This is a genomic window from Streptomyces sp. NPDC085900 (assembly GCF_044540925.1).
Taxonomy (GTDB): domain Bacteria; phylum Actinomycetota; class Actinomycetes; order Streptomycetales; family Streptomycetaceae; genus Streptomyces; species Streptomyces gilvifuscus.
Map to the genome: position 1 here is coordinate 149951 of NZ_JBITSP010000016.1, position 17278 is coordinate 167228.

A 17278-nucleotide genomic window follows, 5' to 3' on the forward strand; every position below is an offset into this window, starting at 1 on the left:
TGAAGGGAAGTCGGATACGGCGTCGCCCGCTCAGCCTCCTTCCAGTACGTCGAAACGCAGCCCGCTCGACCCGCCGCCCGTGCCGCTGCCCCTGCTGCGCGCGGTCCAGGCGTGTGTCCTGCCGTCCTGCCAACGCGTGTACTGGCGGGCGCGCTCGATCCGGGCTCCGGAGCGGGGCACTTCCTCCTCGTAGAGCCAGTCCGTCTCGCCGAGCAGTTGTCCCAGCGTGGGCTGCGGGGTGCCGTCACCGCGGGCCAGGCCCACCAGACGGAGCCGGACGGACTCGTGGTCGGCGAGGACCTGGGGCACAAGCGGATACCAGTGGGAGGGCACCTCGGTGACCACGCGGTAGCGCGGACTGCCGTCGGGCGGGGGCGGTGCCGGGGGCGGCGCGGTGGCCACCCAGCGGTCGTAGCGGTCGACGCGTTCGTCGGCGTGGTCGGCGACGGACTCCTCCACCGCCCAGGCCAGGTTGGCCTGTTCGTCGCGGAGCAGCAGTACCGATTCGATGGGAGGACTCTCCAGCCCCGCAGGCAGCGCGGCCGGCCGGTAGAACCAGGGCGAGGGCGGTTGCGCCATGCCGGAGGCGGGCGGGATGCCGCCGGCCCCGCTCGCGCCGGGGCCGCCCAGACCGAACAGGCTCCAGACGACGGGATCGTCGGCCGTGGCGTGCCGCAGGGTCGTTCGGCCGCCGAAGACGTCGGTGACGGTGCAGTCGACGACCCTGCTGAGGGAACCGACGGGCTGGGGCAGCGGGACGCAGAACCAGTCGCTGTTGTAGACCGTCGCGAAGGCGATGAGCATCAGCCGGCCCAGATCGGCGGGCGAGGCGTCGACCGAACCGAAGTCGATGCGGGCGTCCTCCATCTCCCAGAACCGGGAGACGGGCATGCCGCCGTACACCGCCGGGGTCGGGACGATCTTGCGCCGGTCGCGGGTCACCGCGGCCTCCGAGACCGGCAGGGGCTGGACCGGGCCGTCGAGAGCCCACCAGTCGAGGTGGCCCCCGCGGTATTCCTCGGCGCGCAGTTCCAGACCCGGGAGGCTGGAGGCGCGGACCTCGAACGCGTACTCCATGCGGCGGGCGTTCCACGACGGCGGCGGCTTCGGGGGCCCCACGGGTGTGTCCGTCGGCACGTGGGCGTGCCACCAGGACAGCCAGGTCGCCGCGGCGGTGGCCAAAGCGTCCAGGGCGGTGGCAGGGGCGTCGAACTCCTTGGCGGCCGTCTCGTCGCGTTCCGCGAGGCGGGCCAGCCAGGGGGCGAGTGCGACCGGGTCGGGCAGCCGCCCGCGCACGGTCGCGGACAGACCGGTCGGCGCCAACGGGCCCTCGGCCGCGAACGGGCACACCCTGGCGAAGGCCGGCAGCAGTGCGATCAACCCGGCGGCGACCAGAGCCCGTTGCCAGCGCAGCGCTCCGGACAGCGTCAGCCGGGCGTCGGGGCCGGTCACGGGCTCGCTCTCGACCAGTTCCTCCAGCACCATCGTCGCCGGGTCGTACGGCAGCCACTCGCCCCCGCCAGCCGCGCCGCTCCGCCAGCCGTCCAGCCGGTGTGTCTCCCGGGCGAGCGAGACCGAGACCGGCGAGGCCGCGTCGTCGCCCCGGAACTCCCCGAGCGCGTACTGCCTGGCCAGGAACCACGCGGCATCCGCGGTGCGGGCGGCGAGAGCCTCCTCCATGCCGGTGTCGCGTGGCAGGGGCTCGTAACGGAACATGGTCATAGCAGCCCCGATCCGTGTGGTGGCATCGTCCACTGCACCGGCAGCAGGCCGCGCAGTTCGGTGAAGTCGTTCAAGTCCATGCCTCTGATCTGGGCGAGTGCGAAGGTCTCCTCCACCACGGCGTGGATGTCCTCCATGCGCCAGCCGCGGCCGCGGTCGGGCGGGAGCGCCAACAGCAACGCCTGCGGAGCGCGGGCGTCGGGCTGGTCGTAGTGGAAGGCGAGCCCGCCCATCTCCTCTCGCGTCTCATGGCCGGCCTGCGGGCCCTGGCCGTCCGCGGACGCCGCGGCGGCGGGCTCGGGCACGCTCTCGGTCCAGGCGTCCACGACCAGGCCGGCGACCTGCCCGGGATCGGCGGGGCCGTCGGTGCGCAGTACCGCGCAGTGGCGCGGGGCCGGACGGGTGCGGGACGGCAGGGGGGCGGGGCCGCGTGCGAGCCACTGCTGCCCGGCGGGCAGTTGGGCCACCGTGGCGGCGCACGCCGTCGTCTCGGCCAGCACCTCGGCGGCCGTCAGCGCGTCACCGAAGGTCCGGGCCCTGGGCCGGACCCGCTCCATCTCCAGCAGCCAGTCGGCCACCGTGTCCTCCTCGGCTGCCTGCGGAGGCCCGGACAGGGCCGCGCCGGCAGCCGTCGCCGCCAGCCGGAGCGTCGGCAGCAGGGGCAGGGACCGGCCGACCACGGAGGAGACGGCCGTACGCAGCGCCGTGACCCACTCGAGGACGGCGGACCGGTCCTCGGGAGGCGGTCCGGGGAGGTCGGGCAGCGGGGTCGCTTCGAAGCGGTCGAGGACGGCGGCGGCGTGGGCGCGCAGGGTCTCCGTCCGGTCGTCCGCGGACATGGTGGCCGGTGGCGCCGCGTTCGGGAGCCCGCAGTCGGCGAGAGTGTCCAGCTCCTGGGCGACCTGCTGCGCCGTCCCCGGCAGCGACTTGATCTCCTCGCGGAGTCCAGCCAGCGCGGATGCGACCGTCCCGTGCCAGGCGGTGACGCGCGCCGCGAGCTCGGCCAGGTCGGCGTTGCCCCAGTCGTCGCCCGCGTCGGCATCCAGATCCGTGACGAGCAAGGGGCGGCCGGCGCGCAGCACGTCGGCCAGGCCGCGGCACAGCAGCCGGAGTTCGGCGAAGCGGGCCGCACCGGAGTCGGTGACGCTCGCGCCTGCCGGTGCCTGTCGCAGCAGCCGCTGCATCAGCGTGCCGTACGTCCCCGCGGGTGCGGCGCTCGTCCGGTCCGTCTCGGCCGTTCCGGCGTCCAGCACCACGTCCAGGGCGCAGAGTCCGAGGTCGGCGAGGCCGACGGTGGTGGGCGCGGCCCGGTCGCCGAGGCCGAAGCTCCATCCGGAGGCTTCGCCCAGTCGGTGCTCGCACCAGCGTTCCAGCGCCGGTTCGAGCGCGGCCAGCGGCCGGTCCGTGTGCCAGCCGCCCGTCCCGGTGATGGGAGCGAGCAGTCCCAGGCGGTGGCTCAGGGCGACGGCGGCCTGCGGGGTGCGGACGACCTCGAAGTCCTGCGGGAGGTTCTCGCCGCGCGAGATCCCGTCGGCGGCCGAACCGGAGCGCATCGGGTTGCCCGCGACGAGATGGTGGACGCTCTCGGCGAGCAGCAGGTCTCCGACCGCGTCCACGGCGTCTTCCAGATCGGCCACCAGCGGGCTCGCCCGGTCCAGCAGCGGCCGTGTCGCGTCGGTGAGCTGCGAGGTGAGGGAGTCGAGGTCCTGCAACTGGCCGCCGTGTGCCGTCCAGTCGGCCAGCAGGGCCTGGCCGTCGACCACGTCCCGGGCGGCCATCGCGGTGACGGCCTCCTGGCTGTGCGGTGCCTCGGGGTCGACAACGTGCGCGCTGGGGTAGGCGGCACGGAAGAGGGCGATCAACTGGTCCAACTGGGCGTCGTGCAGACCGCGTTCGAGACGGTAGCCGAGCAGTGCGCCGAGGGACTGGCCGGATCGGACGCCGTCCACCAGGGCGAGCGCACGGCGCACCCGGCTCGCCCGCAGATCGATGCCGAAAGCCTCCGCGTGGGCGTGGCTGAGCCACCCGGAGCGCAGCACGGCGGCGGTGGTGGCGTGATGCATGGAAGGGGCTACGAGATAGCCGTCGTCACGAGGTTCCTGGTCGTCCCGGGGTTGGCCGTTGCCCTCGGGCGCCGCGTTCGCGCCGTCCTCCGTGGCGTCCTCCGGGTCGGTCGGTACGGGCTGCTGCGCCGAGTCCCGAGGTTGCAGATCGGTGACCCAGCCGTACGCCCCGAGGTGGGTGCCGTCGGGGCGGTCGGCGCGCAGGCGGGTCAGCCGGGCAGTGGCCACGGACGTCATCCAGGCGTCCAGACGGTGGGCCTGGGTGTCCAGCACTTCGCACAGCAGCCGTTCCAGGCGGGGCAGGTCCGTGCCCGCCATGTCCTCGGTCGCGGCGAGCTGCCGGAAGGCCATGGCCGCCCAGTCGTAGAACTGCGGGACAGCGCCGGGCTGGGCCGTGACCTTGCCGTCGGTCAGGGCGACCAGGGGATCCACCGCTCCGCCGGAGTCGAAGCGCTCCTCGAGCCGGAAGCGGTAGAGCCACAGGACCATCATGGCGAGGTGGTACCAGAGCCCGATCCGGCCGCTCCCCACGTTGTCGAGGGCGGGGGCCAACTCGCGCATCCGTTCGCCGAGCTCGGCCGGGATCTCCTGATGGAGGGAGGTGAGACGGGCCTCTTCCCCCCACAGGTCGCAGAGAGTACGCAGCGGACGGCTCTTCAGCACCTCCTGGAGTTCCGGCGTGGTCTCGCCGGCGACGGTGAACTCCAGCGGCAGTGGCAGCGCCTCGGGGTCGGGCGGCTGCTGCCAGGCGAAGCCGCTCAGGTACGGGATGCCGCCGATCGGGTTGTCGGGGGCCGGCTGGAACGGCGGGGTGACCGGCTCCTGCTGGACGAAACGCAGTCGGCGGGAAGCGGGGAGCCGGTGCAGGATGTCGTTGATGACCTGGTCGGAGTCGCCCCCGCCGCCGACCCTCGGGCAGCGCCAGCCCTGGGACTCGGCGAAGGTGCGGAAGCCCTGGATGTGGTCGAGGATCCTCAGGTCGACCTCGGTGCCGTGCCACAGGTCGATCGAGGTGACCGGCAGGATGCCGTACGGCTGCCGTCCGACGCGCAGCGTGGGCAGCGGGCCCCGGGCACGTACGTACTCGGCGAAGTGTGACACCAGGAAGACCAGGTCGACCTGCGAATCACCGTCGTAGTTCATCCAGTTGGTGGACGAGGCCGCCATGGCGCCGATCGCCGCGTGCAGTTGCAGCAGCAGGTCCTGGTCGTCGTCGCACAGGCCGTCGGTCGTCTGGGCCAGTACGCGCCCGGCGGAGGGGCCGAGGGCCCGGGCGACGCGGGCGGCGGCCTGCGCGCTGCCGGGGACGAACGCGGCGCGCTGGCTGTCGGCCTGCTCGGGGCTCGGCGGAGGCATGCGGGTGCGCCACGCGGACCTGGTCGCCTCGGTGTTGTTGGTCGGTGTGCCGTTGGGCAGCACGGACAGGCCGTCGGTGCAGCGGTGGGCGTCGAGCAGGGAGCCGATCAGCGCGGAGGTCTGCTCGGAGGTCCCGCCGCGCACCCCGGTGACGGTGACCAGGGGGAAGTCGGTTCGCATGCCCCCCTCGACGGGGACCTTGACGCCCATGCCCACGCGGACGGCCTCCTCGAAGTCGCAGAGCCAGGCCGGGGGAACTGGACTGTCCGGGCCGGGTCCCACGTCGAGCGCCTCGGGGATGGGCGCGCCCTCCTGCCGCCAGACCAGGCCGATCTGCCCGTCGCCGACGATCTCGTAACCGGAGAACACCAGCCGGTCGGGGAGCACGGTGCTGCGCGAGGGCCGGGTCCAGGCGCCGTCGCGTTGCGGCGGCTGTACCGACCAGGGTTCCGGGGAGGGCGGGTCGCCGCCGGCCGGGGTCTCCGTGGACGGGGGCTGCTGCAGCCCCGGTCGCAGCGCCTGCACCGCCCACGCGGCGCGCCCGGGGCCGATGGTGGTGACGAGTTGGCTCCAGGCGGCCTTGCGGCGTTGCTGGTTGGGTCCAGCGGCCCAGACCTCGCGCCAGTAGGCTTCGGCGGCGACACGTTCCGCCGGGGTGAGGGCCGGTTCGTGGGAGTCGACGTGGATCTCGTCGGGGTAGGCACGGATCCACAGTTCCAGCGCGGCCTCCCCGGTGTTGCGGTAGACCGTCTCCAGACGCAGCGGGAGCAGCAGCAACGGGTCGGAGGCGCTCTCGTGCGGCCAGAGCTGCGGCTCCTCCTGGGCCAGCTCGGTGTACGCCTCGCGGGCCGCCTGGTAGGAGGTCTCGTCGGTGGCCGCCTGCTGGCCCTGTGCGAGGTGTTCGGCGTCCAGACCGGTCTCCCCGGACTGGATGCGCTTGTCGTACATGGCGAGTCCGGCGCGCGACCAGTCCCGGGCGAGCCGGGCGTCGCTGACGGCGCGGTGGGCCTTGGCCAGATCCGGGTTCACGGTCACCGCGGTGCTCCGATCAGGTTGCGGGCGGAGGTGACGACCCGGAAGGGCCGCTGCAACGTCACCATGGCGATCGTCGCCGCGTTCCATGCCGACGGCGGATGGTCGCGTTCCTGGTCCGGCAGCGCGGGCATTGCTCCGAGATCGGCGAAGCCTCCCTCGCCCACGGGCCAGATGAGGTCCGACCAGTGCTGGTACTCCTGCGCGGTGGTGTCGAGACCGAATCGCATCCGGTAGCTGTTCTCGGCGAGCACGAACCACCAGTCGTGGATGTCGCCGGGCAGGTCGAAGGCGTAGGCGCAGGTGCGTTCGTCGAGCGTGAGCACCATCTTCGGGCGCTCCCAGGTGTCCTCCGCCAGGTCGCCGCTCTCGGTCACGGACCGTGCGGGCACGGCCGCGACGATCATGTTGGGGTAGCGGTGCACCAGCCGGCCCCGGATGAGCAGTACGTCCACACCGCCGGCGTTGCCGGTGAGCTGGGCGGCCAGGCCCAGTTCCGGCAGCCAGCCGTGCACCGGGGGGATGTCCGGCTCGCCGTCCGGACGCGGCCAGAAGTGGGTGAAGGGGCTGCCGCGCAGGTCGGTGGGGTACTCGCGCCAGCGCATCTCGTGGTTCATCTCGTCGTTGACGCCGACCATGAAGGAGGCGATGAAGGGCGCGTTGGCGCGGAGCAGGACCGCCCGGTCGTCCGGGATGTCGGCGGATCCGGGCAGGAACCACTCGGGAGCGGTGTCCTTGAGGGCCATGGCCAGCGGCGCGGGGAAGTCGGGGCAGGCCATCACCGGATCGGCGACCGTCGGCGGCAGGTCGAGCGGGGTCTCGGACGTCGGGGTCACGGTGCTGTCCAGGCGGGCGGTCAGCAACGGGCCGGGGTCGAGGGCCTGGGCGAGTCGCCCCTGCAGCCCGTCCGCGTCCACGGGCACGCCGAACTCCAGGATGTGTGCCGCCGGATCGTCGTCCATCGAGGGCTGCGCCGGCAGGGCGACGTCCTGTTCGGGGACGTTCAGCGCCTGGTCCGCGGAGTGCTCGGCGAACGAGGCGGCCAGTTGGTCCGCGATCTGCGGCCCTATCGGACCGGACAGCGCCCGGAACCTCCTGAGCTCGTCGGCGCCGAGGTCACCGTCGGGCTGTACGGCCAGGGTCGGACCTGTGAGCATCGCGCCCAGCGTGTCGGCCTGAGCGCCGAGGTCGTTGGTCCGGGCCGAGAGTGCCATCGCCGACATGACCTTGATCCGGTGGGTGTCCCGCAGGGTCGCGGTGGCGTACAGGGCGCTGTCCACCGTGGTGGCCAGGTCGGGTGTCTGCGTCTGGGCCGGCGGCGTGGACGGCTCGGGCCGTGTCACCATCGCGGCCGGAAGCGGGGGCAGGAGGTCGCCGGTGAGGGTGCGCCGGACGTACGACTCGGTGTCCAGTTCCGCCCGGCGGGCGACCGGGCCGCGGTGCCGCAGCAGCCGCTGCAGGGCCGGCGTGACCAGCGCGTCCGGGGCGGGGCTGACCGCCACCTCGGTCCGCAGCGGCAGCCCGCTGTCCGTCCGCAGGCGCTCGCTGACCGGGGCCGCCATGCCGAGGGACTCGGCGGGCGACAGGTTCTGCACGGACCGCCGGTGCACGGAGGCGGAAACCTCGCCGCAGAAGGCGGCCAGGCGGCGCAGCCGGTTGGCCTCGCGCACCACGCCCACCTGGTCCCAGGCTCTGGCCATCAGCCATTCCTGGTTGTCGCGCACCCAGCCGGTTCCCAGAGCGGCCGCGATCCGTGTCTCGGGGTCGAGGTTCAGCTCGGCGAGCCAGCCCCGCTCGCCCTCCTCGACCCGATCGCGCACGACGGGGTGACCGCCGTACAGCGGCGGAGCGACGGTGTCCCCGGTGCCCTGCGCGATGTGCTCCCGCACGCGCCGTGCGAAGTCCGCGAGTGCGGCGCCGGCCTGCTCGGGAGGGCTGTCCACCAGGCTGAGCACACCCTGCACGGTGATGGTCTGCCGGGCGCCGGGCGGCCCGTCCGAGGCGAGCGCGGCGCCGTTCGGCCAGGGTTCGGCGATGTCGACCGTGCGGCCCGTCAGCACGGCGCGCTCGTCGTCGGACAACGGTACGACGGAGGTGGCCAGTTGCTCGAAGTCTCCCGGGTCGCCGGTGCGGAACTGCCAGCTGTGGTAGACGGGCAGCCGGACTGTGCCCTGGTCGTGCCGCCAGGCGTCGCCGTGCTGCTCGACGTCGGTGAATCCGCCTTGGAGGCCGGCGGTCACCCCGCCGGCGAAGGCCGGCACGACACAGGCCGTGTAGGCGGTGTCCGCCCTCAGGTGCAGCGGGCACAGCAGCCGTGACGTCAGCGGTCCGGGCCGGCCGGCGGGCCGTTGGACATGGGCCCACTGCCAGGACTGTTCGAGCGGGGGCAGCAGTGCGGCGTCCACGTCGACGAAGGGCAGGGGCAGGCCGTTCTGCAGCGGATGGCCGTCCGTTTCGATCGCGGTGAGTACGAGCCAGGGCCGCAGCCGGTCGCCGGCGGGCCGTGCGGGCGTGAACAGCCACGGCAGTTCGGGTACGTCGAACTCGATGCAGGGCATGTAGTTCGGCTCGGTGTCCTGGATGCCCGGCGGTGGATCGACCCGTAGGACGTGCCGGGCGTCGATGCCGACGACGCCCTCGGGGCCGAGCATGCGCAGCGCACCGCCCGGCGCCGTCATGTCCACCGTGCGGCCCGGTCCGGCCAGGGACAGCCGGGGTTCGAGAAGCGCCGGCCCGTTCGGTACGTCGCTCTCGATCGAGGCGCCGACGGAACTCTGCATGAACGGGGCGAACTCCAGTTCCTCGGCCATCAGCCCGACACCTCCCACGCCTCCACCGCGCGCATCCCGGGCTCACCGGCCAGGTTCCTGCGCAGTTCGGCCGAGGTGGCAGCAGGGCCGGCCGGTTCGTCGGCCGCGACCATCGCCCAGGTGTCCGCGGCCACGACCGGCGGTTCGGCGGACACACGCAGGCCGACGGTCACGGCCGGCCACCAGTGGGCGTCCCGGACGGAGCCCGCGGCCGCCGCCACCTGCTCGGATTCCATGAGGGCGGCGATCCGGACGGCCCGCAGCAGCCCCTCGGGCCGCAGCGCGGGCACCGGATCCTGGACGATCCTGGTCTCCCAGTCGAGGCCGGCCCTGACGAACGCGCCGTCGGCCGGCCCCGAGGTGTCGGCCACCAGGCGCACACCCGACCGGTAGGTCTCGAACGCGGGGCTGCCGAGCAGTTCGTCGTCGCTGCGCTTGAAGAACCGGCCGGGAGCGAACGCGTCCACCGTGGTCCCGCCGGTCGCGTTCGCCGCGCCGAGGGTGGCGGAGGCCATGTCCCAGCGCTCGGCGGGCTCGACGGCCGAGCGGCCGTACCGCTGGATGTCCACGCCGAAGGGCAGTACCCGCTGCCGGGCGGCGAGGCTGCCGTGCGGGTGCACCCGACTGCCGTCGCCGATCAGCCGGTTGGCGGAAGGGGACAGCAGTACCGGGGAACGCCGCAGGTCGGTCGGCGGGTGCGCGCTCCACGCGTCGGGGCGGGAGAACGCCTCCCTGAGCCGGGCTTCCAGGTCGGCCGGTGGGGTCGGCAGGGCGGGCGGCGGGTTGCCCCAGCGCTGGTCGAAGTCGAAGGAGGCGCTGAACAGGAACAGGTCGATGCTTCCCCGCCCCACCGCGTGCCAGGGAGCGGGTCCCTCCAGGGTGAGGTCGAACGCGACGCCCAGCAGAGTCTCGCCGAACACCTCGACCGCCAGCGAGCCACGCATCTGGGCCGTGAACGACAGGCTGGGCTCCAGGTGGATGAGCACATCGAGTCCGAACTGGCCGCGCAGCCCGCAGTCGGCGATCTCGGCGACCAGGGAGAGCTGTGCCCCGAACTGCACGGTGTTGCTGGTGACCGCGAAATACGCCTGGCAGCGCAGCTGGATCCAGGGCACCGGCGAGAGGTTCATGGACAGCCGGTGCAGTGCGGGCACGCCGCGCGGTATGGGGTACGCCGGGTGGAAGCCGCCCGCACTGAGGACGAAGGTCGAGTCGGCACCGCCACGGCTCAGGACCAGGACGTCGCCGTCCAGGGGCACCCCGGCCATGTGCGAGCCGGTGAGACTCGCCATGAGGAAGGCGCTGGGCTCGGCACTGTCGTACTGCCCGGCGAAAGTGGCCTTCAGATCGATCAGGGGCACCGCCGGGTCGGGCACGGCGACGCGCAGGATGCCCAGCAGCGACAGGCGCACGGGATCGGGCACCTCGGCCATCACGGCCGTCGACAGGGAAACCATCCGGTCGCCCCACGAGACCTGGAACATGGGCCCGACGACGATCCGCCCCGGCGCGGTCGGGAACAGCGCCGACAGCCGGGGAACGACCCGCAGCGCGGCCTTCACCGGATCCGGCGGGAACAGCAGGTCACCGGCGGTGCCGTCGGCGATGGCAGCGATCAGGGCATCTCGGTCGACCGTCTTGTTGACGCCCACCACCCCGCCCACGCCGCTGAGGGAGAACCCCAGGCCGAGCTGCAGCCCGGGGTCGGGGAAGGTCGCGCCCATGAGCGCGATGAACGCCGGCCCGCCCGGCGCCGCCAGGTCCAGCTGCCCGAAGGCGGTCACGGTCGTGGCGGGCATGGCCGCGCTCAGGACGCCGGAGAACGAGCGGAACTGCTGTCGCTGCAGCCTGCCCCGCAGTCGGACCGGGGGGAGCGGACTGTCGATGTCCACGGTGGTGGGCAGCTGGTCGTCGGCCAGCCGTTCCAGATCGAGCCCGAACATTCCAGCCATGCCGTGCCTCGCCGTCAGCGGCCCGGGGGCAGTCGGCTGCCCTCCGGGAGGAGGTCGAAGAAGTGGTGCTCGGCCGCGGGTTCGTACCGTACGAGGCCGACGTGACGCGGAATCCGGGAGGAGGTCACCCACTGGAACGCCGCTTCGCCGGCCTCCGTCAAGGACTCGGACACCGTGCCGTGCCAGTAACCGGCGTCGGCGAGCGGATCACCCGTCGGCTGTGCGGGAGAACCGGAAGAGGACAGACCGACGGGCAGGTACAGCCGGTCCACGCCCTTGTCCGCGCAGACTTGCGCGAGCAGCGTGCCGGTGAGCCCGTTCTCGTCGTCGCTGCCGAGGGCGAACTGCGCCAGGACCACCCGCAACGGCAGTTCGCCCACGCAGGGCCAGCTCTGCTGGTAGCTCGCACTCTCGGGCGGAAGTCGTTCGCCGCTGTCCCCGGGCCCGTACGGGCCTCCGGCTCCCTCACCGGGATCGGGCCGGGCGGCCCCGTCGAAGTACGCCCACCGCCAGCCCTCACGACGCCCGTCGGCGTTGCCGGCCACGGCGCCTTGGGCCCAGGCCCGCGCGTAGGCGGGGCTGCGGACGAGCGGCGTCGCGGGTACGTCCGGAGGCGTGCTGATGCCCGCGTCGTAGCCGTTCTGCCAGCCCCTGATCCGGATCGGCATGAACTCACCCGTCTCCGGGGGGACTTGGTAGGGATTGTGCTGCGCCATCACGGGCCTCCTCCGGCCGCTCACCAGCTGGGCTTCGCGACGCTGCCGTAGGACCAACTGGAGCCCTTCGACATCTCGAAGTGCAGATGCGGTCCAGTCGCGTTGCCCGTGGCACCGACCTTGCCGAGCTGCTGTCCGGCGGTGACCTTCTGACCGTCCTTCACCTGTCGCTGTGACAGATGGCAGTAGGTGTAGACATGGCCGTTGTCGGCGTGCAGTCCGATCCACTGGCCGTACGCCCCGCCGTTGCCGTTCGACCAGGCGACGGTGCCGTTGCGCACGGCGACCACGGGGACGCCCGTGTTGGCGGCGAAGTCCTCGCCGGTGTGACGGCCGACGCCGTCGGGCTTCCAGGCGTAGGGGCCCCGTGCGAAGAACGCGAAGGTCACCTTGTGGTTCGGGACCGGAGAGGGGACTCGCCCCTGGCCGGGGCTGTGCGCTTGGGTGCAGTCGACGGCGAAGTGGGCGTGGTGGCCGAGTGTGGTGAGTGAGGTGCAGCCCGGGATGCCGTCGGCGTCGTGGCCGGTGAATCCCTGGGCGAGTTGTTCGGCGCGGTAGGCGGCTTTGGTCTGTTCGCCGAAGAAGCCGGTGGGGCCGCCGGGGATGGGGTGGCCGCGGGCGATCAGGGCCTTCTGTACGGTTCGGATGTCCTCGTTGGTCTCACCGAACCGGACTCTGGACAGCGCGACGGTGACCATGACGGGCTCCTTAGTAACCGCGGGGAGGCCGGTGGGGATCTGCTTGCTGCACCCGCGCCGCGAAGTTCGAGCCGGCTCGGTCCACGTGGTACCGGTCGCGGACGTAGTTGATCGTGGCGCACATGTCCGCGACCACGTCGTACGGTGTGGTGGCCGTGCCCGCCTGGTGGTAGGCGGCGAAGGTGGTGGGGATGCACTGGGTGGCGCCCCGGGAGCAGTTCTGCGGGTGGCCGTCGGCCACCTTGGGGCCTCGCGCGTTGACGTCGTTGAGGTTCACCCGGTACTTCGGGTTGTTGTAGGCGGACTCCCGCCCGGCGATGGTGACCAGTGCCGGGACACCGAACTTCTCGTCCATGCCGGTCAGTTGGCAGGCCTTTTGGGCGTAGCGGCGCATGGCGGCCTGTCCGAAGTCGTCATGGGGGTCGTGGTAGGTGACCTGGCCGAGGGCAAGCCGCCCGTTTCCGCCGGGGCTGTGCGCTTGGGTGCAGTCGACGGCGAAGTGGGCGTGGTGGCCGAGTGTGGTGAGTGAGGTGCAGCCCGGGATGCCGTCGGCGTCGTGGCCGGTGAATCCCTGGGCGAGTTGTTCGGCGCGGTAGGCGGCTTTGGTCTGTTCGCCGAAGAAGCCGGTGGGGCCGCCGGGGATGGGGTGGCCGCGGGCGATCAGGGCCTTCTGTACGGTTCGGATGTCCTCGTTGGTCTCACCGAACCGGACTCTGGACAGCGCGACGGTGACCATGACGGCTCGCTTCCTTTCGTGCCGTCAGTCCCAGGGGGTGACGGTGAGCCGGATCCGCGCGTCCTCCCCGAGGATCGGGGCGGCGGTGGCGGGGAGTTCGATGTTGTGGACCCAGACACCGGGAGCGGGGTTCTCGTCGCCGAGGGTGCTGCCGCCGTCGGGTCGGTAGTCGCTGATCGGGCCGCTGATCGTGGAGTTCCAGGTGGCCTGGAGGGTGGGCATGGCGGCCGGGTCGTCACCGCCGCCCACGTCGACGACGAGGATGTCGTCGAAGTCGGCGGTCTGCTCGAGGTGGTCGTTGAAGCTCAGCAGCCCGTCACGGCGGTGCAGCGACAGGATGCGCAGGTGCAGGGCGTACCGCATGGTGCCCGAATCGCCGGTTCGCAGGCCGCTGTTGAGGAAGGTGTTCACCAGTGGGACGCATGTCTTGCTGTCGGCGGTGCCCGCCGCGGTATCGGACAGCTGGATGGGGCACCACTGGGCGCTCGTCCGTTCGTGCGTGACGATCTGCAGGCCGCGCACCGACAGCCGGACCTCGGACTGCCAGGTCGTGTTGCCGCGCTGCGGCAGGTGGAAGCCGACGAGTTCCGCGTTCACCTCGCAGTCCCCGAACAGGAAGCGCCGCAGGTTCTGGTAGCCCTCCTCGGAGTTGACGAGTCCGTAGGATCCGCTGTGGCTGCGGTGCACATATGCCTGGTGTGCGCCGGGTACGTAGGCGTTGTCGATCTGCACCAGACCGTCGCTGCGGGGCCCGACCGTGGCGGCCGACAGGCCGTGCGCCACCTCGTAGTCGGTCGGGTCTGTGCCGATGAGGCAGAAGACCCGGCCGAGAGGGAAGGCGAAGGGCCGGTCGGGGGGCATCGCGCGGGCGTCCCAGTTGTGCGGCGGCCCGTCGGGGTCGGTGAGCGCCTTCGGAGTCAGGTACTGGTACATCCGTTCCGGGCCGAAGATGTCCGCGCCGTTGATGCCGGTGACGTCACGCAGCCGCTCCAGCACGCCGAAGCCGACGTCGAACGCGATACCGCCGTGCGGGGTGCCGTAGGTGAACAGCTTGCCCACGTAGTCGGCCGGATCATGGCCGAGATCCGGGATGATCTTCTGGATCAGGCAACGGCACACCAGCCCGCCCATGGAGTGGGCGACCAGATGGACCCCGGGCGCACCGGACTTCTCCTTGAGCCTCTCGATCAGGGTCAGCAGGTTCTCCGCAGCGGTCTCCAGCCGGAACTCCCGAGGGCCCACTCCCCATGTGGTCGCCGATGTGTCGTAGAAGCGGTGGATCCAGATGGAGTCCGGTGGGATCGTGTCGTGGGTGGCCAGGTAGAGCTCCTGACCCCCGTCCACGAGGATGTGGTAGCCCTCGTCCAGGTGCAGGCGCAGCAGGGGGCTCTCGAACTGGTAGAAGGACGGTTCGTCGTCCGGTCCGATACGGACGTGTGTGGAGCCCTCGTTGAACCCGTAGAAGGGGTCCGTCACGGCCTTGTCGATGCCGGCGGTGTTGCCGGCGTATCCGCGGACGTAGACGATGGGCAGTTTCGTGGCCGGTGCCATGCCGTCCTCCCGTTCAGCATTCACCCACGCCCGGAAGCCAGGCGGCCGGGTGGTCGATGAAGATGTTGGACACGTATCCGTTGAGCAGCGGGACGAAGGACCAGGCGTCGTTGACATGGCCCGCGGTGCTGACCGTGTCGCCCCTGGTCTGGCATTGCACCGTCACCTGTGTCGGGCCGGGCAGCACGGTCACGACGGGTGCGTCGAGGCGGGGCTCCGCGCGTACGTTGACTCCGGTGCCCCAGGTGACGAAGTCGGTGGTCGCGGCGTCGCCCCCGTTGTCCGGGGTCTCGCCCAGGACGGGCAGCTTCCAGTCCTGCGGGTCGTCGCAGAGCGGATCGGCCACCACCGACAGGTGGAAGTGCTTCTCGTGCGGATTGACCCCGTCGTACGGTCCCCACTGCCAGTCGCGGCGGGTGGCGATCCGACGGTTGGCTATGACGTACTTGATCCGCGGGTCGCGGCTGTCCAGCAGCTGGTCTGCGACTTCCTGGATGTCGAGGCCGTGGGCCGGATCGTGCGTGAAGTCGCGAGCGGTGACGATCCCGGGCCCATACCAGGGATTGTGGTCGCTGTCGCGCGTCTGGTGGGCGGCGTCGCCGATGCCGCCGTCGGAGAGTTTGCTGCGTCCCGGAAAGCTCGCGTCGATCTGGTGCAGAAGGGTCTCCAGGCTGGCTGCCACGCGCCACGACATGGTGACCTCCGAATGGAGTCGGTGTTGAGTCGGGGGAGAAGCCGGTCGAGGTCGACTGCCGTGGGCGCACGATCTCGTCGATGGCCGCTGTGGCGGTCACGTCGTCCTTCGGCCGCGTCGAGGGTCCCGCGAACGAGGCTACGGACGTGCCGTCAGCGCGCTGTCAGCCCGTCGTCAGCGACCCGTCATCCCTCGACCCGTCACCCTTCACCGGAAGACTCGTCACCCTTCACCGGAGGAGGACGATCCCGTGCTGAGCCAGCATCCGCGTGAACTGAGCAGACGGTTCGACGCCCAGTTCCTCGCGCAGCAGCCGTTGGAACGAGCGGTATTGACGGACCGCCTCGATGAGATTGCCCTCCGCGAGGTGCGCCGACACCGCGGCCCGGTGGGCGCTCTCCCGCAGCGGCTCGGAGCGTACGCTCGCCCACGCCGCCTCCAGAGCCAACGCCGACTTCCCCTCTCGTACGAGGGTCTCGGCCAGCGCGTCGAGTGCGTGCAGTCGCAGCTGCCGAAGGCGTTCGCGCTCCAGCAGCACCCACTCCTCGTCCCAGCCGGGCAGCAGTTCTTCCGCTGCGAGCAGTCCCGGCGGGAGCTGGGCGTCGAACGGGCGGGCGCAGCCCTGCACGACATCGAATGCGGTCTCGACCAAGGCGTGTACGTCGACGTGCAGGCTCGTGCCACTCGACAGCGAGTCCCCGCTGCACCGGATCAGCGCCTGGTCACAGCGGGGCAGCTTCCACAGAGTGGTGCGCAGACTGCCCCTGGCGTGCTCTTCCGTGACCTCTGGCCACAGCGTCCCGGCCAGGACGGTGCGGCACACGCGCCGGTGCAGTCCGACGAACGCCAGCAAGCGCTGGCCGTTGCGGCTCAGTTCGACAGGCTTGGCGTCACACTCCAGCCGGAACTGGCCGAGCAGGCGCAATCGGGGAGGGGACGTCAACTTGATCGCCTCGCTCACCATGGCGTGGGCAGCGGATCGGCGGAGGCCGGTCACTCTCGCCGGCCTCGTGTCGCAGCCTCTCAGGAGCCTTGTCATCAATTTCAGCCGGTGCGACCGGACCCTGCAACTCATGCGCCAATGGGTTGGTTAGAGCATAAACCGTTGAACCGTCATCTCAATTGGTTGCAACTGAAACGACAACGGGTCGAACAAGCCGGAATTCCGGGTTTGCGGACCAAAGGCTCCGGGACCAGACTCGAGACAAGGGGCGGTGACGGACACAGGCTATGCCGACGCACGGTCCCCTCGGAATCTGACAGGACGGGCACCAGGGCGCCCGTCGGCGAACTGATGGCGTGTCATCCATTCGGGAAGCCGGTTGAGAAGTCATGACAGCGATAGACGACAAGTGGACACAGGTGGCGTGGATCGGCCCACCGGTGGATGCCGGGGGCGGTGCGGCGGAGATGCCTGAGCCCGACGGGCGCGGCCGGTCTCGCGACTACCAGAACGGATCGATCTTCTGGTCGCCCCAGACCGGAGCCCACGAGGTCCACGGCAGCATTCGGGTCTGCTACGCGCGCATGGGCGGGACACGCGGATTCCTCGGCTATCCCCTCACCGACGAGACGGGCACTCCTGACGGCGTCGGCCGCTACAACCATTTCGAGGGCGGCTCCGTCTACTGGACACCGGCGACGGACGCGCACGAAGTCCACGGTGCCATAAGGGACCTGTGGGCGAGCATGGGCTGGGAACGCGGCTACCTCGGGTACCCGGTCTCCGATGAGAGCGGCTCACCGCAATCCCGCTACAGCCTCTTCGAGCACGGGCGCATCTCCTGGACGCCGTCAGGTGGCGCGGTAGCCGTTCACAGTCAGTCCTACGGCGACGACAACGTGGGGGAGGCCGTCTGAGGCGATGACGCGGCGCGGCCGCCGCCCGGACCCTCGATGACCGGGCCGGCCGGCGGCCGCCGCGCTCCCTGTCGTGCCGCCTCAGTTT

Annotated in this window: 11 protein-coding genes; 1 reads left to right on the forward strand and 10 read right to left on the reverse strand. The window is 71.6% G+C overall.

Annotated elements, in window-relative coordinates; all coding sequences use genetic code 11:
• Positions 1–30: 30 nt before the first annotated feature.
• From ACIGDI_RS39110 to ACIGDI_RS39155, 10 genes are all read right to left on the reverse strand, one after another.
• Entirely contained in the window at positions 31–1722 is a 1692-nt protein-coding gene (locus ACIGDI_RS39110) for a hypothetical protein (protein ID WP_399907006.1), read from the reverse strand.
• The gene (locus tag ACIGDI_RS39115; protein WP_399907008.1) at positions 1719–6176 is read right to left on the reverse strand and encodes a hypothetical protein; all 4458 of its coding nucleotides are present in this window, start codon (positions 6174–6176) and stop codon (positions 1719–1721) included. The genes ACIGDI_RS39110 and ACIGDI_RS39115 overlap by 4 nt, the downstream gene beginning before the upstream one ends.
• A complete protein-coding gene (locus ACIGDI_RS39120) occupies positions 6173–8983 on the reverse strand; it encodes a hypothetical protein (RefSeq protein WP_399907010.1) in 2811 nt (936 codons plus the stop codon). The genes ACIGDI_RS39115 and ACIGDI_RS39120 overlap by 4 nt, the downstream gene beginning before the upstream one ends.
• Complete coding sequence (locus ACIGDI_RS39125; RefSeq protein WP_399907012.1) at positions 8983–10935, reverse strand: DUF6603 domain-containing protein; 1953 nt, start codon at positions 10933–10935, stop codon at positions 8983–8985. The genes ACIGDI_RS39120 and ACIGDI_RS39125 overlap by 1 nt, the downstream gene beginning before the upstream one ends.
• 14 nt (positions 10936–10949) lie before the next feature.
• A complete protein-coding gene (locus ACIGDI_RS39130) occupies positions 10950–11651 on the reverse strand; it encodes a hypothetical protein (RefSeq protein WP_399907014.1) in 702 nt (233 codons plus the stop codon).
• Positions 11652–11671: 20 nt separating this feature from the next.
• Positions 11672–12349, reverse strand: a complete 678-nt coding sequence (locus tag ACIGDI_RS39135) for a peptidoglycan DD-metalloendopeptidase family protein (RefSeq protein WP_399907016.1) — start codon at positions 12347–12349, stop codon at positions 11672–11674.
• A gap of 10 nt (positions 12350–12359) precedes the next feature.
• Positions 12360–13085, reverse strand: coding sequence for a peptidoglycan-binding protein (locus ACIGDI_RS39140; RefSeq protein ID WP_399907017.1), 726 nt, complete (start codon positions 13083–13085; stop codon positions 12360–12362).
• Positions 13086–13109: 24 nt separating this feature from the next.
• A complete protein-coding gene (locus ACIGDI_RS39145; protein WP_399907019.1) occupies positions 13110–14636 on the reverse strand; it encodes an esterase/lipase family protein in 1527 nt (508 codons plus the stop codon).
• Positions 14637–14649: 13 nt separating this feature from the next.
• On the reverse strand, positions 14650–15318 hold the full coding sequence (locus ACIGDI_RS39150) for a hypothetical protein (RefSeq protein WP_399907021.1): 669 nt from the start codon (positions 15316–15318) through the stop codon (positions 14650–14652).
• A 241-nt stretch (positions 15319–15559) separates the two neighbouring features.
• A complete protein-coding gene (locus tag ACIGDI_RS39155) occupies positions 15560–16294 on the reverse strand; it encodes a BTAD domain-containing putative transcriptional regulator (protein WP_399907023.1) in 735 nt (244 codons plus the stop codon).
• A gap of 368 nt (positions 16295–16662) precedes the next feature.
• On the opposite strand from ACIGDI_RS39155, the gene ACIGDI_RS39160 reads away from it, so the two are divergent.
• On the forward strand, positions 16663–17190 hold the full coding sequence (locus ACIGDI_RS39160) for an LGFP repeat-containing protein (protein ID WP_399907025.1): 528 nt from the start codon (positions 16663–16665) through the stop codon (positions 17188–17190).
• The last annotated feature ends 88 nt before the right edge of the window (positions 17191–17278 follow it).

Bases quoted from the DNA above. Each gene is read 5' to 3' on its own strand.
- ACIGDI_RS39110 (WP_399907006.1), bottom strand. From the start codon at position 1,722: ATGACCATGTTCCGTTACGAGCCCCTGCCACGCGACACCGGCATGGAG.
- ACIGDI_RS39120 (WP_399907010.1), bottom strand. From the start codon at position 8,983: ATGGCCGAGGAACTGGAGTTCGCCCCGTTCATGCAGAGTTCCGTCGGC.
- ACIGDI_RS39125 (WP_399907012.1), bottom strand. From the start codon at position 10,935: ATGGCTGGAATGTTCGGGCTCGATCTGGAACGGCTGGCCGACGACCAG.
- ACIGDI_RS39130 (WP_399907014.1), bottom strand. From the start codon at position 11,651: ATGGCGCAGCACAATCCCTACCAAGTCCCCCCGGAGACGGGTGAGTTC.
- ACIGDI_RS39135 (WP_399907016.1), bottom strand. From the start codon at position 12,349: ATGGTCACCGTCGCGCTGTCCAGAGTCCGGTTCGGTGAGACCAACGAG.
- ACIGDI_RS39140 (WP_399907017.1), bottom strand. From the start codon at position 13,085: ATGGTCACCGTCGCGCTGTCCAGAGTCCGGTTCGGTGAGACCAACGAG.
- ACIGDI_RS39145 (WP_399907019.1), bottom strand. From the start codon at position 14,636: ATGGCACCGGCCACGAAACTGCCCATCGTCTACGTCCGCGGATACGCC.
- ACIGDI_RS39155 (WP_399907023.1), bottom strand. From the start codon at position 16,294: ATGGTGAGCGAGGCGATCAAGTTGACGTCCCCTCCCCGATTGCGCCTG.
- ACIGDI_RS39160 (WP_399907025.1), top strand. From the start codon at position 16,663: ATGACAGCGATAGACGACAAGTGGACACAGGTGGCGTGGATCGGCCCA.